Origin of the sequence: Propionibacterium acidifaciens DSM 21887, assembly GCF_000426605.1 — a bacterium.
GTDB lineage: Bacteria > Actinomycetota > Actinomycetes > Propionibacteriales > Propionibacteriaceae > Propionibacterium > Propionibacterium acidifaciens.
The window spans coordinates 1-15,312 of the sequence record NZ_AUFR01000018.1 but is presented as its reverse complement, the minus strand read 5'-3'; the positions used below and the strand labels follow the sequence as shown (position 1 = coordinate 15,312).

11 protein-coding genes and 1 riboswitch are annotated in these 15,312 nt (G+C 71.4%); of the genes, 6 read left to right on the top strand and 5 right to left on the bottom strand.

Features of this window, described 5'->3' with window-relative positions; all coding sequences use genetic code 11:
* The first annotated feature begins 376 nt into the window (after nucleotides 1-376).
* Both K336_RS17010 and K336_RS0107565 read left to right on the top strand, forming a co-directional pair.
* Nucleotides 377-2,287 carry a trypsin-like peptidase domain-containing protein gene (locus K336_RS17010; RefSeq protein WP_051245521.1) on the top strand — a complete coding sequence of 637 codons (1,911 nt, stop codon included), beginning with the start codon at nucleotides 377-379 and terminating at the stop codon, nucleotides 2,285-2,287.
* A gap of 178 nt (nucleotides 2,288-2,465) precedes the next feature.
* Nucleotides 2,466-5,864 (top strand): hypothetical protein, encoded by a 3,399-nt coding sequence (locus K336_RS0107565; protein ID WP_028706698.1) that lies wholly within the window; start codon nucleotides 2,466-2,468, stop codon nucleotides 5,862-5,864.
* A gap of 53 nt (nucleotides 5,865-5,917) precedes the next feature.
* Here K336_RS0107565 and K336_RS0107560 read toward each other — a convergent pair whose 3' ends face one another.
* Nucleotides 5,918-6,559 (bottom strand): aminodeoxychorismate/anthranilate synthase component II, encoded by a 642-nt coding sequence (locus tag K336_RS0107560; RefSeq protein ID WP_028706697.1) that lies wholly within the window; start codon nucleotides 6,557-6,559, stop codon nucleotides 5,918-5,920.
* Nucleotides 6,560-7,050: 491 nt separating this feature from the next.
* Here K336_RS0107560 and K336_RS0107555 point away from each other — a divergent pair, with 491 nt between their 5' ends.
* Nucleotides 7,051-7,338 carry a cell division protein CrgA gene (locus tag K336_RS0107555; protein WP_021796867.1) on the top strand — a complete coding sequence of 96 codons (288 nt, stop codon included), beginning with the start codon at nucleotides 7,051-7,053 and terminating at the stop codon, nucleotides 7,336-7,338.
* Between the two features lie 248 nt (nucleotides 7,339-7,586).
* Here the strand turns inward: K336_RS0107555 and K336_RS15275 are convergent, their stop codons facing one another.
* The 3 genes from K336_RS15275 to K336_RS15270 are packed head-to-tail and all read right to left on the bottom strand — an operon-like array spanning nucleotide 7,587 to nucleotide 11,037.
* Entirely contained in the window at nucleotides 7,587-8,921 is a 1,335-nt protein-coding gene (locus K336_RS15275; RefSeq protein ID WP_155945035.1) for a dihydrolipoamide acetyltransferase family protein, read from the bottom strand.
* Between the two features lie 29 nt (nucleotides 8,922-8,950).
* Entirely contained in the window at nucleotides 8,951-9,925 is a 975-nt protein-coding gene (locus K336_RS0107545) for an alpha-ketoacid dehydrogenase subunit beta (RefSeq protein ID WP_021796277.1), read from the bottom strand.
* Nucleotides 9,922-11,037, bottom strand: a complete 1,116-nt coding sequence (locus K336_RS15270; protein ID WP_043120062.1) for a thiamine pyrophosphate-dependent enzyme — start codon at nucleotides 11,035-11,037, stop codon at nucleotides 9,922-9,924. Before K336_RS15270 ends, K336_RS0107545 begins: the two co-directional genes overlap by 4 nt.
* A gap of 123 nt (nucleotides 11,038-11,160) precedes the next feature.
* Nucleotides 11,161-11,343: riboswitch (cobalamin riboswitch) on the top strand.
* Nucleotides 11,344-11,513: 170 nt separating this feature from the next.
* Between K336_RS15270 and K336_RS0107535 the strand changes: the two genes are divergently transcribed.
* From K336_RS0107535 to K336_RS0107525, 3 genes are read left to right on the top strand one after another with little or no spacing between them, the layout of a single operon-like run.
* Nucleotides 11,514-12,533, top strand: a complete 1,020-nt coding sequence (locus tag K336_RS0107535) for a FecCD family ABC transporter permease (protein WP_028706696.1) — start codon at nucleotides 11,514-11,516, stop codon at nucleotides 12,531-12,533.
* On the top strand, nucleotides 12,530-13,351 hold the full coding sequence (locus K336_RS15265) for an ABC transporter ATP-binding protein (protein ID WP_051245519.1): 822 nt from the start codon (nucleotides 12,530-12,532) through the stop codon (nucleotides 13,349-13,351). The genes K336_RS0107535 and K336_RS15265 overlap by 4 nt, the downstream gene beginning before the upstream one ends.
* Nucleotides 13,348-14,424: an ABC transporter substrate-binding protein gene (locus K336_RS0107525; RefSeq protein WP_028706695.1), complete on the top strand. Its 1,077-nt coding sequence runs from the start codon at nucleotides 13,348-13,350 to the stop codon at nucleotides 14,422-14,424. The genes K336_RS15265 and K336_RS0107525 overlap by 4 nt, the downstream gene beginning before the upstream one ends.
* A gap of 378 nt (nucleotides 14,425-14,802) precedes the next feature.
* On the opposite strand, the gene K336_RS17710 is transcribed toward K336_RS0107525, so the two are convergent.
* Nucleotides 14,803-15,018 carry a hypothetical protein gene (locus K336_RS17710; protein ID WP_211223465.1) on the bottom strand — a complete coding sequence of 72 codons (216 nt, stop codon included), beginning with the start codon at nucleotides 15,016-15,018 and terminating at the stop codon, nucleotides 14,803-14,805.
* Nucleotides 15,019-15,312 lie beyond the last annotated feature (294 nt).

The following is a 15,312-nucleotide window of genomic DNA, read 5'->3' as shown; positions in this document are numbered from 1 at the left end:
CCCTCATGCTAGTCGCCCCGGGCCCCGGGAGGGAGGCCCGAGGTCCGCGGACGGTCGCGGGCCCGCTCAAGGAGCTCCCACCCGGGCGGAACACCACCCCTCATGACCCCCGGAACGGACCCCGTTGACTTGGCAGACGCATTCCCGCGAAGGACAATGGATCTGTTCGGCTCCTCTCGGGTCCGCGCGGCCACACGGCCGGAGGTGAACGGATGAGTGTGAGAGAATTCCGGGCACCGTCTCACAGACGCTCCGCGACCAGTGCACAGTGCCGAGCGACCGGAACGCGCTGGGCTGAGGCTCGTACGAGGCGGTCCGCACGGGGCAACCGGCCTCGCGAACCGGCGGGCAGGGGCGAACGCGACGAAAGGCGAGCATGAGCGAGAACAACGGCCACAGCACCCCTCGGCCAGACGCTCAGAACGAGGCGGGCGGCCCCGTGCAGGGACCCGCCGGCGGCGAGGGCGCCGACGAGACGCGCGTCCGGGGCGCCGACGAGACCGTCGCGTTCGGCCCGGACGAACAGCACACCGTCGCATTCGGCCCCGCTGCCGACCAGACGATCGCCTACGGCTCGCCGGGGGAGCCGCCCTGCGAGCAGACCCTTCTCGACGCGACGGGACAGGGCCCCGGAGCCCCGGCGCAATGGCCGCAGCCCGACCCGTCGACCCAGTGGACCGGCCAGGCGGCCTCCCCCGGTGCGGGACAGCAGTCCCCCTGGGGCCCGCCGACCGACCCCTGGGGCCGACCCGTCCAGCAGAGCCAGCACGGTTACGGCCCCTATGGCCAGGGCGACGGCTATCCGCAGAACGGCTACCAGCAGGCCGCAGGCCAACCCGATCCTTACCAGCCCTACCAGTCGGGCGATCCCTACCAGTCGGCCTGGTCCGCCGGCACGACCGGCGCCGACCCCCAGCAGGACCAGAGCGGGTACCCGCAGAACGGCTACCAGGACCAGGGCCGGTATCCGCACGGCTACCAGCAGGACGCCGACTACCAGCAGCAGGCGAGCTACCAGCAGGACGCCCAGGGCGGGCCCTGGGCCGGCCCGTACCCCCAGGGCGCCGGCGAGCCCGCCTGGGGCGCCGCCGGCCAGTTCGGCCCCTACCCGCAGTCGAACCCGCAGGTCCAGGGCTACTACGACCAGTTCGGCCAGTGGATCCCCTACCAGCCGCGGAAGTCCCGGTCGACGTCGCGCGCCGTCGTCGGCATCACGATCGCCGTCCTCCTCGGGCTGGGCGCCCTGACGGTGGGCGGCCTCTGGGCCCGGAACGCGGCGAACCCCGGATCGAGCGGCAGCCCCTCGCACTCGCACTCGAACGTCCAGTTCCCGGTGCCGAGCTCGAGCTCGAGCGCCCCGACCGGCGAGCAGACCAACGCGAACGATGCCCAGTCGAGGGGCGTCGTGATCATCGAGAGCGAGCTCACCGACGCCACCTCGGCCGGCACCGGCATGGTGCTCAGCTCCGACGGCTACGTGCTGACGAACTACCACGTCGTCCAGTCGAGCACCACGATCTACGCGAAGGTCGCCATCACGGGCGGCACCTACAAGGCCACGATGGTCGGCCACGACGCCACCAACGACATCGCGCTCCTCAAGCTCACCGACGCGAGCGGTCTCGACACGGTGACGGTCGACTCCGACGCGGTCGCCGTCGGGGACTCGGTCACCGCGGTCGGCAACTCCAACGGGCAGGGCTATCTGTCGGCCGCCGACGGCGCGATCACCGACACCGCAACAACCGTCACCGTCGAGTCCGAGCTCGCCACGAGCGGCGAGGAGACCCTCACCGACGTCTACGAGACCACCTCGCAAGCCGTCCCCGGCGACTCGGGCGGCCCGCTGTACGACTCGGAGGGCGAGGTCACCGCCATGACCACCGCCGGCGAGCAGAAGAGTGGCTACGGCGCTTCGAGCACGACGCTGCGCAGCTGGGCCATCCCCATCGCGAAGGCCATGTCGATCGTCGACAAGATCAAGAGCGGCGACGAGTCCGGCACCGTCGAGATCGGCCCGAAGGCCTACCTGGGCGTCAACGTCCAGGAGAGCACCGGCGGCCTGTCGGTCTCCTCCGTCGAGGACGACGGCCCGGCCGCGCGGGCGGGCATCGGAACGGGCGACCGGATCCTCTCGGTCAACGACACGGCCGTCGCCACCGAGAACGAACTGTCGACCGTGCTGGCCGGCCTTGAGCCCGGCGACGACGCGACGGTCGAGATCACCACGGCGACCGGTTCGTCCCAGACCGTCCACGTGACCCTCGGCGAGAGCCCCGTCAACTGACCACGCCCGGGCCGGCCGCCGGAGGGCGGGTCCGGCTGGTCATGTTCGCGGCCATTGCGCCGGGGCGGGCCGGCTCCGGTGAGGTTGGTGTCGGTGAGGCTGACCACGGCTGTCACATTCACGGTCATTTTGCCGAGCGGGTCTGGCTGTGCGGGCCGGCGCGGGCGAGAATGGACGCATGACCGCACAGGATCGTTCACGCACCAACGCCGCAATCAACCTTCGCCTGTCGCTCTTGGGCCTGCCCCTTCCGGACGATGCCGACGGCAGCGCCGAGACCGCCATGGTCGCGCCCCTCCTCGCCCGCCAGCGCGAACTGAGCCGGCGTCTCAAGCAGCAGCTAAGCGCTCCCGACAAGCGCATCCAGGCCTTCCTCGACGCCTACTTGGCCGACACCGGCCTGCAGCCGCAGCTGCCGCGCACCACCCTCGTCCTCGACGAACCGGGCCTGGCGCGCGGTCTGTCGCTGCCGGTGGACGGCGACGAGTTCCACTCCCCCGTCATCGAGTCCTACCGGCTCGTCAACGGCATCCTGCACAACCCGAAGAACGACCGACGCACGACCGCCGGCGTCTTCCACATCGCCACCGGCGGCCTGCCGATCCCACAGGACAAGATCGAGGTCGACAAGACGGTCTTCGCCCGCATCCTCGACGCGGCCCTCCAGGCCCCCGACGACGAGCTCATGCTGCCGTACACCGCGACCATGGACACCCCGGCCCACTGCTGGGTCTCGCTGCTCATGCGCCCGGTCGTCGTCCCCGAAGTGCCCGGGCGCACCCGCCGCCGCAGCTACGAGGTGCGCTTCATCGCACCGGGCGGCCTCGTCGCCAACCTCGACTTCGTCGAGGTCGTCTTCGGCAACGGCGGCGACCCGTACCTGCCCGAGAACGACGCCTCCCTCGACCCGGCCTCCTGGACCGGGACCACCGGCTGCGTCATCCTCGCCCCCCATCTGGTCGGCACCCTCACGAAGAAGGGCCTGGGCCTGCCCGCCTGGGACGACGCCACCGAGCGCCAGCGCCGCGACGGCCAGTGCTGGCGCGATCCCGACGAGCTCTACAACGACGGCAGGTCCTTCAAGATCTGCGCCCGCGACGAGCGCGGCGTCATGGTCACCGTGCTGGCCGACAACTACTTCGGCTACTGCAAGAAGGAGGTCAAGACCCAGATCTCCTACTCGGCGAATCTGCTCGGCTGCGCCGAGGAGGAGCACTCCGGCGGCGCCATCACCTACCCGGCGTGGAACCTGGGCGTCGAGTTCACCGACCGAACCCCCGACGAGTGGACCCTCGACGACGCCCTGGCCCGCGACCCGGACCGCTTCGAGGTGCAGCCCGAGGGCCACGCCATCGACCGGAAGTGGCCCAACATCGTCCTGCTGCCCGAGCACGCGCACTTCTCGATGCGCGACCAGCGCATCACGTGGACCCGCAACGGCGTCGAGCAGTCGATCAAGCTGCTCGCCGACAAGCAGTACCTGTCCCCCGACGGCTACCGCGTGCACGCCAAGCACCGCGAGATGGACGCCACCCAGTGGCACCTCATCGGCGTCTCGCAGGACCCCACGCAGTGCCACAAACCGGCCACCGTCTCGGGCGGCGGCAAGTCCGAGATCTCCAAGTCGATCGCCGACGCCTTCCAGTTCGGCAACGCCTACACCTACGACTTCGAGGCCGACATGGACGCGGTCGACGAGCTCTTCGCCGGCGACTACTCCAACCGTTTCGCCGACGCCTCCAAGAACGGCACCGACCACCGGCCCGTGCTGAGCACCGAGCGCAGCCTCGGCTCGGTCATCAAGCTGCTGACCCCCTCGCGGGCCTACACCGACGAGTACAACGCCTTCCTGCGCGGCATCCGCCAGGACGTCAAGGAACTGGCGTTCATCGTCAAGCGCTACCACCGCCCCGAGTGGGGCTCCGACTGGCGCTCGCACTTCACCGTCAGCATCATGAACGGGCGCCACGGCAACATGGTGCGGCTGGACGGGGAGAAGGTCATCGTCAACATGCTGCGCGTCGGCTTCGAGCCCGACGGCTCATGGCGGCTGTTCAGCCTGCGCCCCGACTTCTCCCCGGCGGTGAAGGTGCAGTCCGAGGACGACATCACGGCCAGCACCGTCACCCCGCCGTGGGAGGACCCGCAGGGGATCCCCCGCAAGTACGTCGAGAACTGCGAGATGCTGCTCTTCCAGCGTCCCGACGACGCCATCCACCGCGGCTACGACAAGCAGGCCGAACGCGATCTGTCGAGCGGGGACGACACCTTCATCTCGAACTTCGAGCCGCTCACCAGGGCGCAGGCCCGCGAGATGCTCACCGACGTGCAGGCCCTCAGCGAGTTCACCGAACCGGTCCAGGAACTCATCGCCCGGGCCGCCGCGGGCGCCGACGACGAATCCCCGGCCTTCTGGACCTGCTCGGACGAGTCGCGCCACCTGCCCGACGGCACCCGTTCGAAGAACCCGCGCTACCTGCAGAAGCGCCCGGTCGACGCGAACCCCGAGATGACAGCGGTGGCCGACGTGGCCAGCAGGCTCTTCCGCAAGCTGCCGATGGAGGGGCCGGCCCCACTGCCGATCGACCTGGTCGCCGCGGGCCGCCGCAACAACCCGCCAGAGGAGAGGATCCCGGCGCTGTGCGCCTACAACCCGCTGCACTACATGGAGCTGCCCGAGCTGTTCATGGAATTCATCAGCTCGATGACCGGCAAGTCGCCGTCCACGACGGGCGCGGGCTCTGAGGGCGCGCTGACGAAGGGCCCGTTCAACGCACTGGCCCCGATCGTCGACCTCAACGCGGCGCTGCTCAGCTACGTGCTGACCGGCTACGACGGCTGGCTGAGCTCTGCCGGCTGCATCGGCCCGAACGTGCGCGTCGATCACGACATCACGATGCTCGTGCCCGAGCTGTTCAGCCACATGAAGCCGGCCGAGCGCGACGCCCGGACCCTCATCGAGCAGGGCTTCCTCGACAAGCTCGAGGACTTCGAGTTCAACGGGCGCACGGTCCACGCCTCGCGCCTCGGCTACCGCATGAACGACCGCCTCGCCACCACCTACTTCGGGCGCATCTTCCTGCACCCGGACGTGGTGTTCACCGACGAGATGCTGCGCCCCGAACTGCAGGACGAGCAGATCTACGCCGACTCGCTCGACGTGATCGTCCAGACCCACCAGCGCGTCGCCCAGCTGTACATCGACGACGGCACGATCTCGGAGGCGGTCCCGCCGCTGCGGGGCCTGCTCGAGATCATGGCCACCGGGAGCACCTCCGAGGGCTGGACGCTCGACTCGCCCGAGTTCCGCGCGCTGTTCGCCCGCGAGTCGGTGCTGGCCTCCGACTGGTACGCGGCCCGTCTGGACGCCAAGCAGGCCGAGGACCTGCGTCTCGCGCACGAGGGCATCGAACGGCTGCGCGAGTACACCGACCGTCCGGACGCCGTCAGCACGGCCGAGCGCATCGGCCTGCCGCAGCGTCTGGCGGACCTCGAGGAGACCGCGCAGCGCATCGCCTCGGAGGAGTACCGCGCCTCGCTCGTGGGCACGGTGGGCCGCCAGGTGGACTTCCACTGACCGGACCCCTCGCGGTGGGGCCGCGCGATGCGCGGCCCCACCGCCGCGTCCGCTCAGGCTCCCCCGGCGGCCGTCATGAGCGGGGCGAGCCCCTCGGCGCGGGCCGGGGCCCGGTCGTCGCCGCAAACGGCGAGCCAGTTGGCGAGCATGCGGTGGCCGCCCTGCGAGAGCACCGACTCGGGGTGGAACTGCACGGCCTCGACCGGCAGGGCGCGGTGGCGCATCGCCATGATGATGCCGTCGTCGGCGGTGGAGCTGACCTCGAGCTCGTCGGGCACGGTGGCGGGGTCGACGGCCAGCGAGTGGTACCGGGTGACGGTCAGCGGATCGGGCAGGCCCGCGAAGCAGCCTCGGCCGTCATGGGTGATGACGCTCGTCTTGCCGTGGCGCAGCTGCGGAGCGCGGGTGACGGCGGCGCCGAAGGCGACGGCCATGGCCTGCAGGCCGAGGCAGACGCCGAAGACCGGCAGGTCGGCGCCGGCGCCCCGGATGACGTCGACGCAGACGCCGGCGTCCTCGGGGGCGCCGGGGCCGGGCGAGAGGAGGACGCCGTCGAAGCCCTCGCGCCAGTCGTCCCGGCCGAACCTCGGGTCGTCGTTGCGCCGGACGTCGACCTCTGCGCCGAGCTGGGCCAGATACTGGACGATGTTGTAGACGAACGAGTCGTAGTTGTCGATGACGAGGATCCGGGACATGCCCGAAGTCTAGGTCGGACGCCGACAGGGGACGCGCCGCTCCCGCGCACGAGCCGCCCGACCCGGGCTCGGCCAGGGGCACCCGGGCAGACCGCGCACGAGTGCCCGGGAGCGGTCCCCTGAGATGGTGCAGGGCGGGTCGAGCACTGCTCGCTGCCCGAGCGCGCCGGGCCCCGGGGCGGCCGTCCTCGGCGACGCCCGGTCGAACGCCGCTCCCGCGCACGAGCCGCAGCCGTGACACCCACAGCCGGGTGGACGGCCAAACGTCGGCCACTCCCGCACACGAGCCGCAGCCGTCCCGGCCGCCCGAGCCCTGCTCTCCCCGCCCCGGCACCGACGGCCCCCGGGCCGACCCACCGGCCTGCCCGGCACAGCCACCGGCCGACCCCATGCCGACGGATACCGCCGGGCCGGGTCGAGCGGTCCACTACTCTTGGTCGTGGTGCGCCCCTGCCGGCGCAGTCGTGTCGTCGTTCCGAGGAGAGCTCACCGTGCCCGAATCCAAGGCCCGCAAGAAGGCCGTCGACAAGAAGAGGTCGAAGAACAGGGCCAAGGAGAGGGCCGCAGCGAACAAGAAGCTCCAGTCCGTCCGCATCGCCGACCGCGCCTGGGTGCCCTACGTCTTCGTGCCGGTCGGTCTCATCGGGGTGATCTGGCTCGTCGTCTTCTACATCGCCGGCGCGACGCTCCCGTTCATGGCGGTGCTCGGCAACTGGAACTTCCTCATCGGCCTGGGGCTCATCGCCGCCAGCTTCTTCATCGCGACCTTCTGGAAGTAGCGTCACCGCGCCCCCTGCACACACGCCCCGCACCAAGGCACTCCCCGGCCCGGGTGTCGTCCCTGAGTGCACGGGTGACGCCGACCTCTCCACATCACGGGCCACCTGCTCGAGGCGTCGTCCCTGAATGCACGGGTGGTGCGTCGCCCGTGCACAATCCGCGGGCGGCGCACCGCAGCCGCATTCGGATCCGCCGACCGGCGGATCGGGTCGACCGACCGGGCCGGACCAGCACCGACGGGATCGGGTCAGTACATCATCGCCAGCCCGGGATCGGTGATGAGGGCGGCCAGGTCGGCCAGGAAGCGCGCCGCCTCGGCCCCGTCGATGAGCCGGTGGTCGAAGGACAGCGACATCGCCGTGGTCCAGCGCGGCTCGATGAGCTCCTGCCCATTGCGCTCGATCACCCACGGGCGGCGGCGGATGGAGCCGATCGCCAGAATCGCGCTCTCGGAGCCGCTGATGATCGGGGTGCCGGCGTCCAGACCGAGACCATCCAGGTTGGTGATCGAGAAGGTGCCGCCGCTGTAGTCGGCGGGCTGCAGCCGGCCCGCCTTGGCCAGCTTCACCAGGCGGCCGAGCTCGCCTGCCATGTCCTTCAGGTCGCGGTCCTGGGCATCACGGATGACCGGCACGAGCAGGCCGCGCGGAGTGTCGGCGGCGAAGCCGATGTTGATGGACTCGTGCACGGTGATCCGGTCCTCCTCGCCGGGCCAACTGGCGTTGATCATCGGATTGGTGCGCATGGCCAGGCAGACGGCCTTGCACCAGACGAGCAGCGGCGTCACGTGGAGGCCGGCGAAGTCGCGCCGGGCGCGCAGCGTCCCGACCAGCTCGACGGTGGCGCCGGCGTCGCACTCGACGAAGGCCGTCGTGTGCACCTTGGAGTCCTTCGAGGCGATGACGTTGCGGGCCGTGGCCCGGCGCACCGCGTCGACGGCCTGCGCCTCGTCGCGCCGGGGGCGGGAGCCGGCGCGCCTGCTCACCTCGTGGCGGCGCCGCCGCCGGACAGGGCCGGGCACGGCGGCCGTCGAGGCGCCGTAGCCGACCAGCAGCGGCGGGGCGGCGGGCCCGGACCGGGCCGGGGCATCCGGAGTCGGGACCTGGGCCGAGGAGACCGGGGCCTGAGCGGTCGAGGCCTGGGCGGTCGGGGCCTCCTGGGCGCCGTCCGGGTCCTGGACGTCCGAGGTCAGGAGCGCAGGGGCCTCCTCCTCGGCCGCGGCTCCGGGACCGGCCGGCGCAGGGGACTCGGCCGCGGAGGGCTCCGATGCAGAGGCCTCCGGAGCGTGGCCCTCTGCGTTCCCGGCCCGCCGCGCCGGGTCCTGCCCGTCGTCCCCGTCGGACCCGGAGCCGTCGTCGATGACGACGATGGGCGCGCCGACGTCGACCGTCTCGCCCTCCTCGACGAGGATCCTCGTGACGGTGCCGGCGAACGGCGAGGGCAGTTCGACGACGGACTTGGCCGTCTCGATGGCGAGCAGGTCGTCGTTGACCCCCACCTCGTCGCCGACGGCGACGTGCCATTCGACGATCTCGGCCTCGGTGAGGCCCTCCCCCGCGTCGGGCATGAGATATGCGGGCACGATGACTCCTTCGTGCGATGAGTGGGTGGTCAGTAGGCGAAGGACCTGTCGAGCGCGTCGAGGACGCGCTCGGCGTCGGGCAGATAGGCGCGCTCGGTCCTGGCGGGCGGGTAGTGGGTGTCCCAGGCCGCCACGCGGAGCACCGGGGCGTCGAGGGCGCCCCACATCTCCTCGTCCAGGCGGGCGGCGAGCTCGGCGCCGGGCCCGAGCGTGAGGCGGGCCTCGTGGACGACGATCACCCGGCGGGTGCGCTCGGCGCAGGCCCGGATGGTCGCCATGTCGAGCGGGGCGAGGGAGCGCAGGTCGACGACCTCCACGTCGCGTCCCTCCCCGGCCGCGGCCTGCGCGGCGTCCAGGCAGGTGCGCACCATCGGCCCGTAGGTCAGCAGCGCGGCGTCACGGCCGGGCCGCACGATCCTCGCCGAGCCCATCGGCAGATCGGGCCCGGACTCGTCCACCTCGCCCTTGGCGTAGTAGCGCGCCTTCGGCTCGAAGAGGATCACCGGGTCGGGGCACGCGATCGCCTGGCGCAGCAGCCAGTGGGCGTCCTGGGGGCAGGCGCAGGAGAGCACGTGCAGGCCGGGTGTGTGCATGAAGTAGGCCTCGGGCGACTCCGAGTGGTGCTCGGCCGCGCCGATGCCGCCGCCGAAGGGGATGCGGATGACGACCGGCAGGCCCTGCCGCCCGTGGGTGCGCGAGCGGTAGCGGGCCAGCTGGTTGACGACCTGGTCGAAACCGGGGAAGACGAAGCCGTCGAACTGGATCTCGGCGACCGGCCGGAAGCCGCGCAGCGCCAGGCCGATGGCCGTTCCGATGATGCCGGACTCGGCCAGCGGGGTGTCGATGACCCGCTGCTCGCCGAAGGCCTCGGAGAGCCCCTCGGTGACGCGGAAGACCCCGCCGAGGACGCCGACGTCCTCGCCGAGGACGAGCACTCCGGGGTCGGCGGCCATGGCCTCGTGCAGGGCCCTGTTGAGCGCCTTGACGACGGTGAGCCCGCTCATGCGCCGACCTCCTCGCCCGGGACGGTGGAGCCCGGGACGGTGGACAACCAGTCGAGGCACTCGGCCCGCTGCTCGGCCAGGTGGGCGCCCGGTTCGACGAGCAGATCGTCGAAGACCCGCTCGATGGGCGTGTCGACCAGCTCGCGGCAGGTGCGGCGCACCTCGGCGCCGAAGTCGTCGAGCTCCGCGTCGAGGGCCTCCAGCCAGGGCCGGTCGACGAGGCCGCGGGCGAGCAGGTGGGTCTGCAGCCGCTCGATCGGGTCGCGGCCGGCCCACTGCCGGGTGAGCTCGTCGCTGCGGTACCGGCCCGGGTCGTCGCTGGTGGTGTGCGCGCCCATCCGGTAGGTGAGCGCCTCGACGAGCACCGGGGAGCCGGCGCGCGCCCGTCCGAGGGCCCAGTCCATGACCGCGGCGCAGGCCAGCGGGTCGTTGCCGTCGACGCGGATCCCGGGGATGCCGAAACCGTGCGCCCGCTGGTAGAGCGGGATGGGGCTCTGGCGGGTGACCGGCTCGCTGATGGCCCAGCCGTTGTTGACGCAGCAGAACACCACCGGGGCGCGGCGGGCCGCGGCGAAGACGAGCGCCTCGTTGACGTCGCCCTGACTCGAGGCGCCGTCGCCGTAGACGGCGAGGGTGGCGGGCGCGGGACCGTCGCCGGCGCGCCCGAGAGCGACGCCCAGGGCGTACCCGACGGCGTGGAGCGGGTGGGAGCCGATGATGAGCGAGTAGGGCGCCATGCGCGTGGCCGCGCTGTCCCAGCGCGACAGGCCCGCCCCGCGCCACAGGGCGAGTATGTCGGCCGGGCTCACCCCCATCGCCAGGGCCAGGGACTGCTCACGGTAGGTGGCGAAGACCATGTCGGCCGGGTTCAGCGCGGCGGCGATCCCCGCCTGGTAGCCCTCCTGACCGACCAGCGGCGGCCACAGCCCGAGCTCCCCGTGGCGCTGCAGCGCGGCGCCCTCGACGTCGAACCGGCGGCCCCGGCGCATTCCGCGGAGCATCTCGACCAGGCTCCCGTCACCGCCCCGCCAGCGGAAGCGGGGGTCCTCGACGAGCTCCCCCTCGGGCGTGAGCAACCGCACCGGCTGCGTCGGATCCTCGATGTCCACCATCGTTCCTCTCACCGCACCACAACTTACGATCAAGTAACCTACTACCTGGTAACAAGGGGGGAGGGCGAGAGTCCCGGAATCCGGAACATCCCCTCCGCCTCGCCGGCCCGACCCCCAGGGGTCTACTCTGTGTGTCGAGTCGATCGCGCCCACTGATGTGGGCGCCAGGGAACTCCGGTGGAAATCCGGGACTGGCGCGCAGCGGTGAAGGTGACGGGGCCGGCACGAGACCCACTGGGGAGACCCGGGAAGGGGCCGGTCCCGGGTGATCCGAGTCCGAAGACCTGTCGGCTCGCCCGTCCGCTCGGCGTCTCGCGCTCACAGACGCCCCAGATGAAGGTCGAAGGTCCCGTGCCCCTCAGCGTCCCCCGCCGGTACCGGTCGCGCCGTGATGGCGGCGCCCTCGCCCACGCGCGGGGCGCCGCATGAGGACGAGGGGATCCGCCGCACCGGCCCGGCGCGGCGCCCGCGTCGCCCTGACGCCGGTCATCATCGGGCTCGTCGTCGCCATCGCGGTGAGCATCGTGCTGTCGCTGGCGTTCGGCTCCGAGCGCATCCCGCTGGCGGACGTCTGGGCGGTCGTGCGCGGGCAGCTGTCCGGCGACCCCGTCTCCTCCCCGTTCGCGACGATCATCTGGCAGTTGCGCATGCCGCGCGCCCTGCTGGCGGTGCTCGTCGGCGCCGGCCTGTCGATCGGCGGCGCGGGCATGCAGACCCTCGTGCGCAACCCGCTCGCCGAGCCCTATCTGCTGGGCATCTCCTCGGGCGCCTCGGTGGGCGCCACGGCGGTGCTCGTCTTCGGGGTGCTGGCCCGGTTCGGCGTCTACTCGCTGTCGGCCGGCGCCCTGCTCGGGGCGCTCGGCGCGGCGGGCGCGGTGTTCGGCGTCTCGCAGGCCCAGGGCGGCCTCACGCCGCTGCGCATGGTGCTGTCGGGCGTCGTGCTGTCCTCGGCGTTCTCGGCGGTCGCCTCGTTCATGGTCTTCCTCTCCGACGACAACCACGCGGCGACCTCGGTGATGTTCTGGATGCTCGGCTCGGTGGCCGGCGCCAGCTGGGAGAAGCTGCTGCTGCCGCTGCTCGCGGTCGCCGTCGTCGGCACCGCGATGCTGGCCGTCAGCAGCTGGCTGGACGCCCTGGCCGCCGGCCCCGAGACGGCGGCGGCCCTCGGCGTGCGGGTCGGGGCGATGCGCGTCGGCCTGTTCATCGGGCTCGGCGTGCTCATCGGCTGCCTCGTGGCCGTCAGCGGCGGCATCGGCTTCGTCGGGCTCATCGTCCCGCATGCGGCGCGCATGACGGTCGGCTCGCTGCACCGCCGGATGCTGCCGATCGCCGCGCTGGTCGGTTCGCTGTTCCTCCTGTGGGTCGACGTCGTCTCGCGCGTCGTCGTGAGCCCCCAGGAGATCCCGATCGGCGTCGTCACCGGCGTGATCGGGGCACCCGTCTTCCTGGTCCTCATGGGGCGGCGCCGCTACGCGTTCGGGAGTCGTGACGCATGAGGGGCGGCACGAGGCGCACGCACCGCGGCATCGGGCCGATCCCCGAGATCCGCCTCGAGGACGTCACCGCCCAGGTCGAGGGCCATGTCGTCGTGCGCGGCGTCAGCCTCACCGTGCCGCCCGGCACGAAGCTGGCGCTCGTCGGCACGAACGGCGCCGGCAAGTCGACGCTGCTGCGCGCCGCCGCCGGCATCGCCGAGCCCGCCGCCGGCCGGGTGCTGCTCGACGGACGCCCAGTGGGCGCCATGCGGCCCCGCGAACGGGCCCGCGTCATCTCGTTCGTCTCGCAGGAGGAGACCCCTCCGGACGACCTGCGCCTGGGCGAGATGGTCGCCCTGGGCCGCATCCCCTACCGGAGCCCGTGGTCGATGGACACGCACGGCGAGATGCACATCGTCCGCGAGTCGCTCGCCGCGCTCGGCCTGGGCGACCGGCTCGAGACGCCCTGCACGAACCTGTCCGGAGGCGAGCGCCGACGGGCCATGATCGCCCGCGGCCTGGCGCAGCGCTGCCCCGTCCTCATGCTCGACGAGCCCACGAACCACCTCGACATCGCCTGGCAGCTGCGCCTGCTCGACCTGCTCGGCGCCCAGCCGACGACGGTGATCGCCGCCATCCACGACATCGACACCGTGCTGCGCCACTTCGACCTCGTCGCCGTGCTCCACGACGGGCGCATGGAGGCCTCCGGCAGGCCCGCCGAGGTGCTCGATGCCGGGCTCATGGGCGAGGCCTTCGCCGTCGAGGCCATGCAGATCCCCCATCCGCACACCCATCAACCCCATCTGCTCATCAGCAGGGGAAAGGACACCCGATGAAGATCACCCGCATCGCACCGGTCGGGCTGCTCGCCATGGCCCTCGTCGCCACCGGCTGCGGCCCGAACGCGTCGTCCGGCTCGGCGGGCTCGTCGGCCGCCGGCACCGTGCAGCTCACCAACTGCGGCGAGACGAAGGAGTACCCGAGCCCGACGACGAAGCTGTTCGTCAACGACGGCAACATCATCTCGATCGCGCTGGCCGCCGGCGCCGCCGGCGACATCACGGCCGTGTCGAGCATGCAGCGCGACCGCGACGTGCTGGCCCTCAAGTACGGCGACGAGACCGTCGACGGCCTCAACCAGGTGGCCGACAAGTACCCGACGATGGAGAACATCGTCGCCGCGCAGCCGCAGGTCGTGTTCGCCGGCTGGGGCTACGGCTTCTCCGAGGAGAAGAACCTCACCCCCGACGGGCTGAACGAGCAGGGCATCGACACCTACCTGCTCTCGGAGACCTGCCGTCAGGCCGACGGCAACCGCGGCACGATGGCCCCCTGGGACGCCCTCACCACCGACATCTCGAACATCGGCGCGATGACCGGCCACCAGGACACCGCCGAGTCGGCCGTGAACGACATCACGACGCGCCGCCAAGGGCTCGAATCGGCGCCGCGGGCCGCCGACGAGCCGACCGCGTTCCTGTTCGACTCCAGCTCGGACACGATCTTCTCGTCGGGCTCCTTCGGCGCCCCGCAGGCGATGATGGACTCGGCCGGCGTCACGAACGCCCTGGCCGACGTGCAGGACACCTGGACGTCGGTGAGCTGGGAACGACTGGCCACCGCCGACCCCGACATCATCTTCTTCGTCGACTACCCGGGCCAGAGCTACGACGAGAAGGTCGAGGCGCTGCGGTCGAATGACGCGACGAAGAACCTGACCGCCGTCAAGGAGGGCCGCTTCGTCAACCTGCCCTACGCCATGTGGACCTCGGGCCCGCTCAACATCGACGGAGCCGAGTACATCCGCACGTCACTGGAGCACTACGGCCTCCAGCCGGCCTCGGACGTCCGGACGCACCTCGACATCACCCGACTGGCCGACCTGCCCGGCAACGACTGGCTGAAGTAGGCGGCCGGCCGGAGCGGGCCACCACGCCCCGACGGGCCACCGAGCCGGAGCGCGCCCGCCCGACCGGAACCGGCGGGCGGGCGCCACACCCGCCCGCCGGGGAGGCCGGCACGAGACCCGCCTCCCCGCATCGCGGCGGCCGTCGACAAGACGCCACGGGCATCATCCCACCCCACGGGACACCAACGAGCAGACGGCAGCACCCGGGTCGAACCGCCAGTACAACGTGTCCACCCCCGGAGCCCGAAAACGTGGAACACCAGCCGCCCCGGACATGGCCGGGGCACTCTTCCGCCCGGCTTCCTACGAATGAGCCTCAATATTCGCTGATGGCGTGGTCGAACAGGAAGAAAAATGCTCTTGAATCTTCGGCTGCGATCAGATGAGCCATGCCGTCAGACCATGGACAACGACGGCGGCTGCTGCACCACCCGTCATGCCCCATTCCCTCTTGCCAGCACCGATGACAGCATCGACAACTTGGACGAGCGCGGCTGCGACGAGCAGCACCTTGGTCGGCCACTGGTCTGCGAAAACGATGAATGGCAACACTCCGGCAAGAACCCCGAGGGGAATGGCGCGAGCTGCGTACATGTTCGCGAAGAAACGTTCACCCCCAGCCACATGACGAGAGCCACTGAACATAGAAGCTTATTCATAGGGATGATCTAAGCTGTTGTCGATGGTTTCGTGGAGGCGTGTCGCAGAAGACGAAGGGCGGCCTGCCCCGAGATAATTAATGCGTGACAAGAAACTATCAAGGAACAGGCCGCAGGCCCCATGCTATCACACGACTGACCCGAACCCAGATGCACGACCTGTGCCGGAGAATCCACGCGGCAACCGGCGGTGATCTGCCGTCGGCCGGTTCACGGCGGCTCGGCCCCC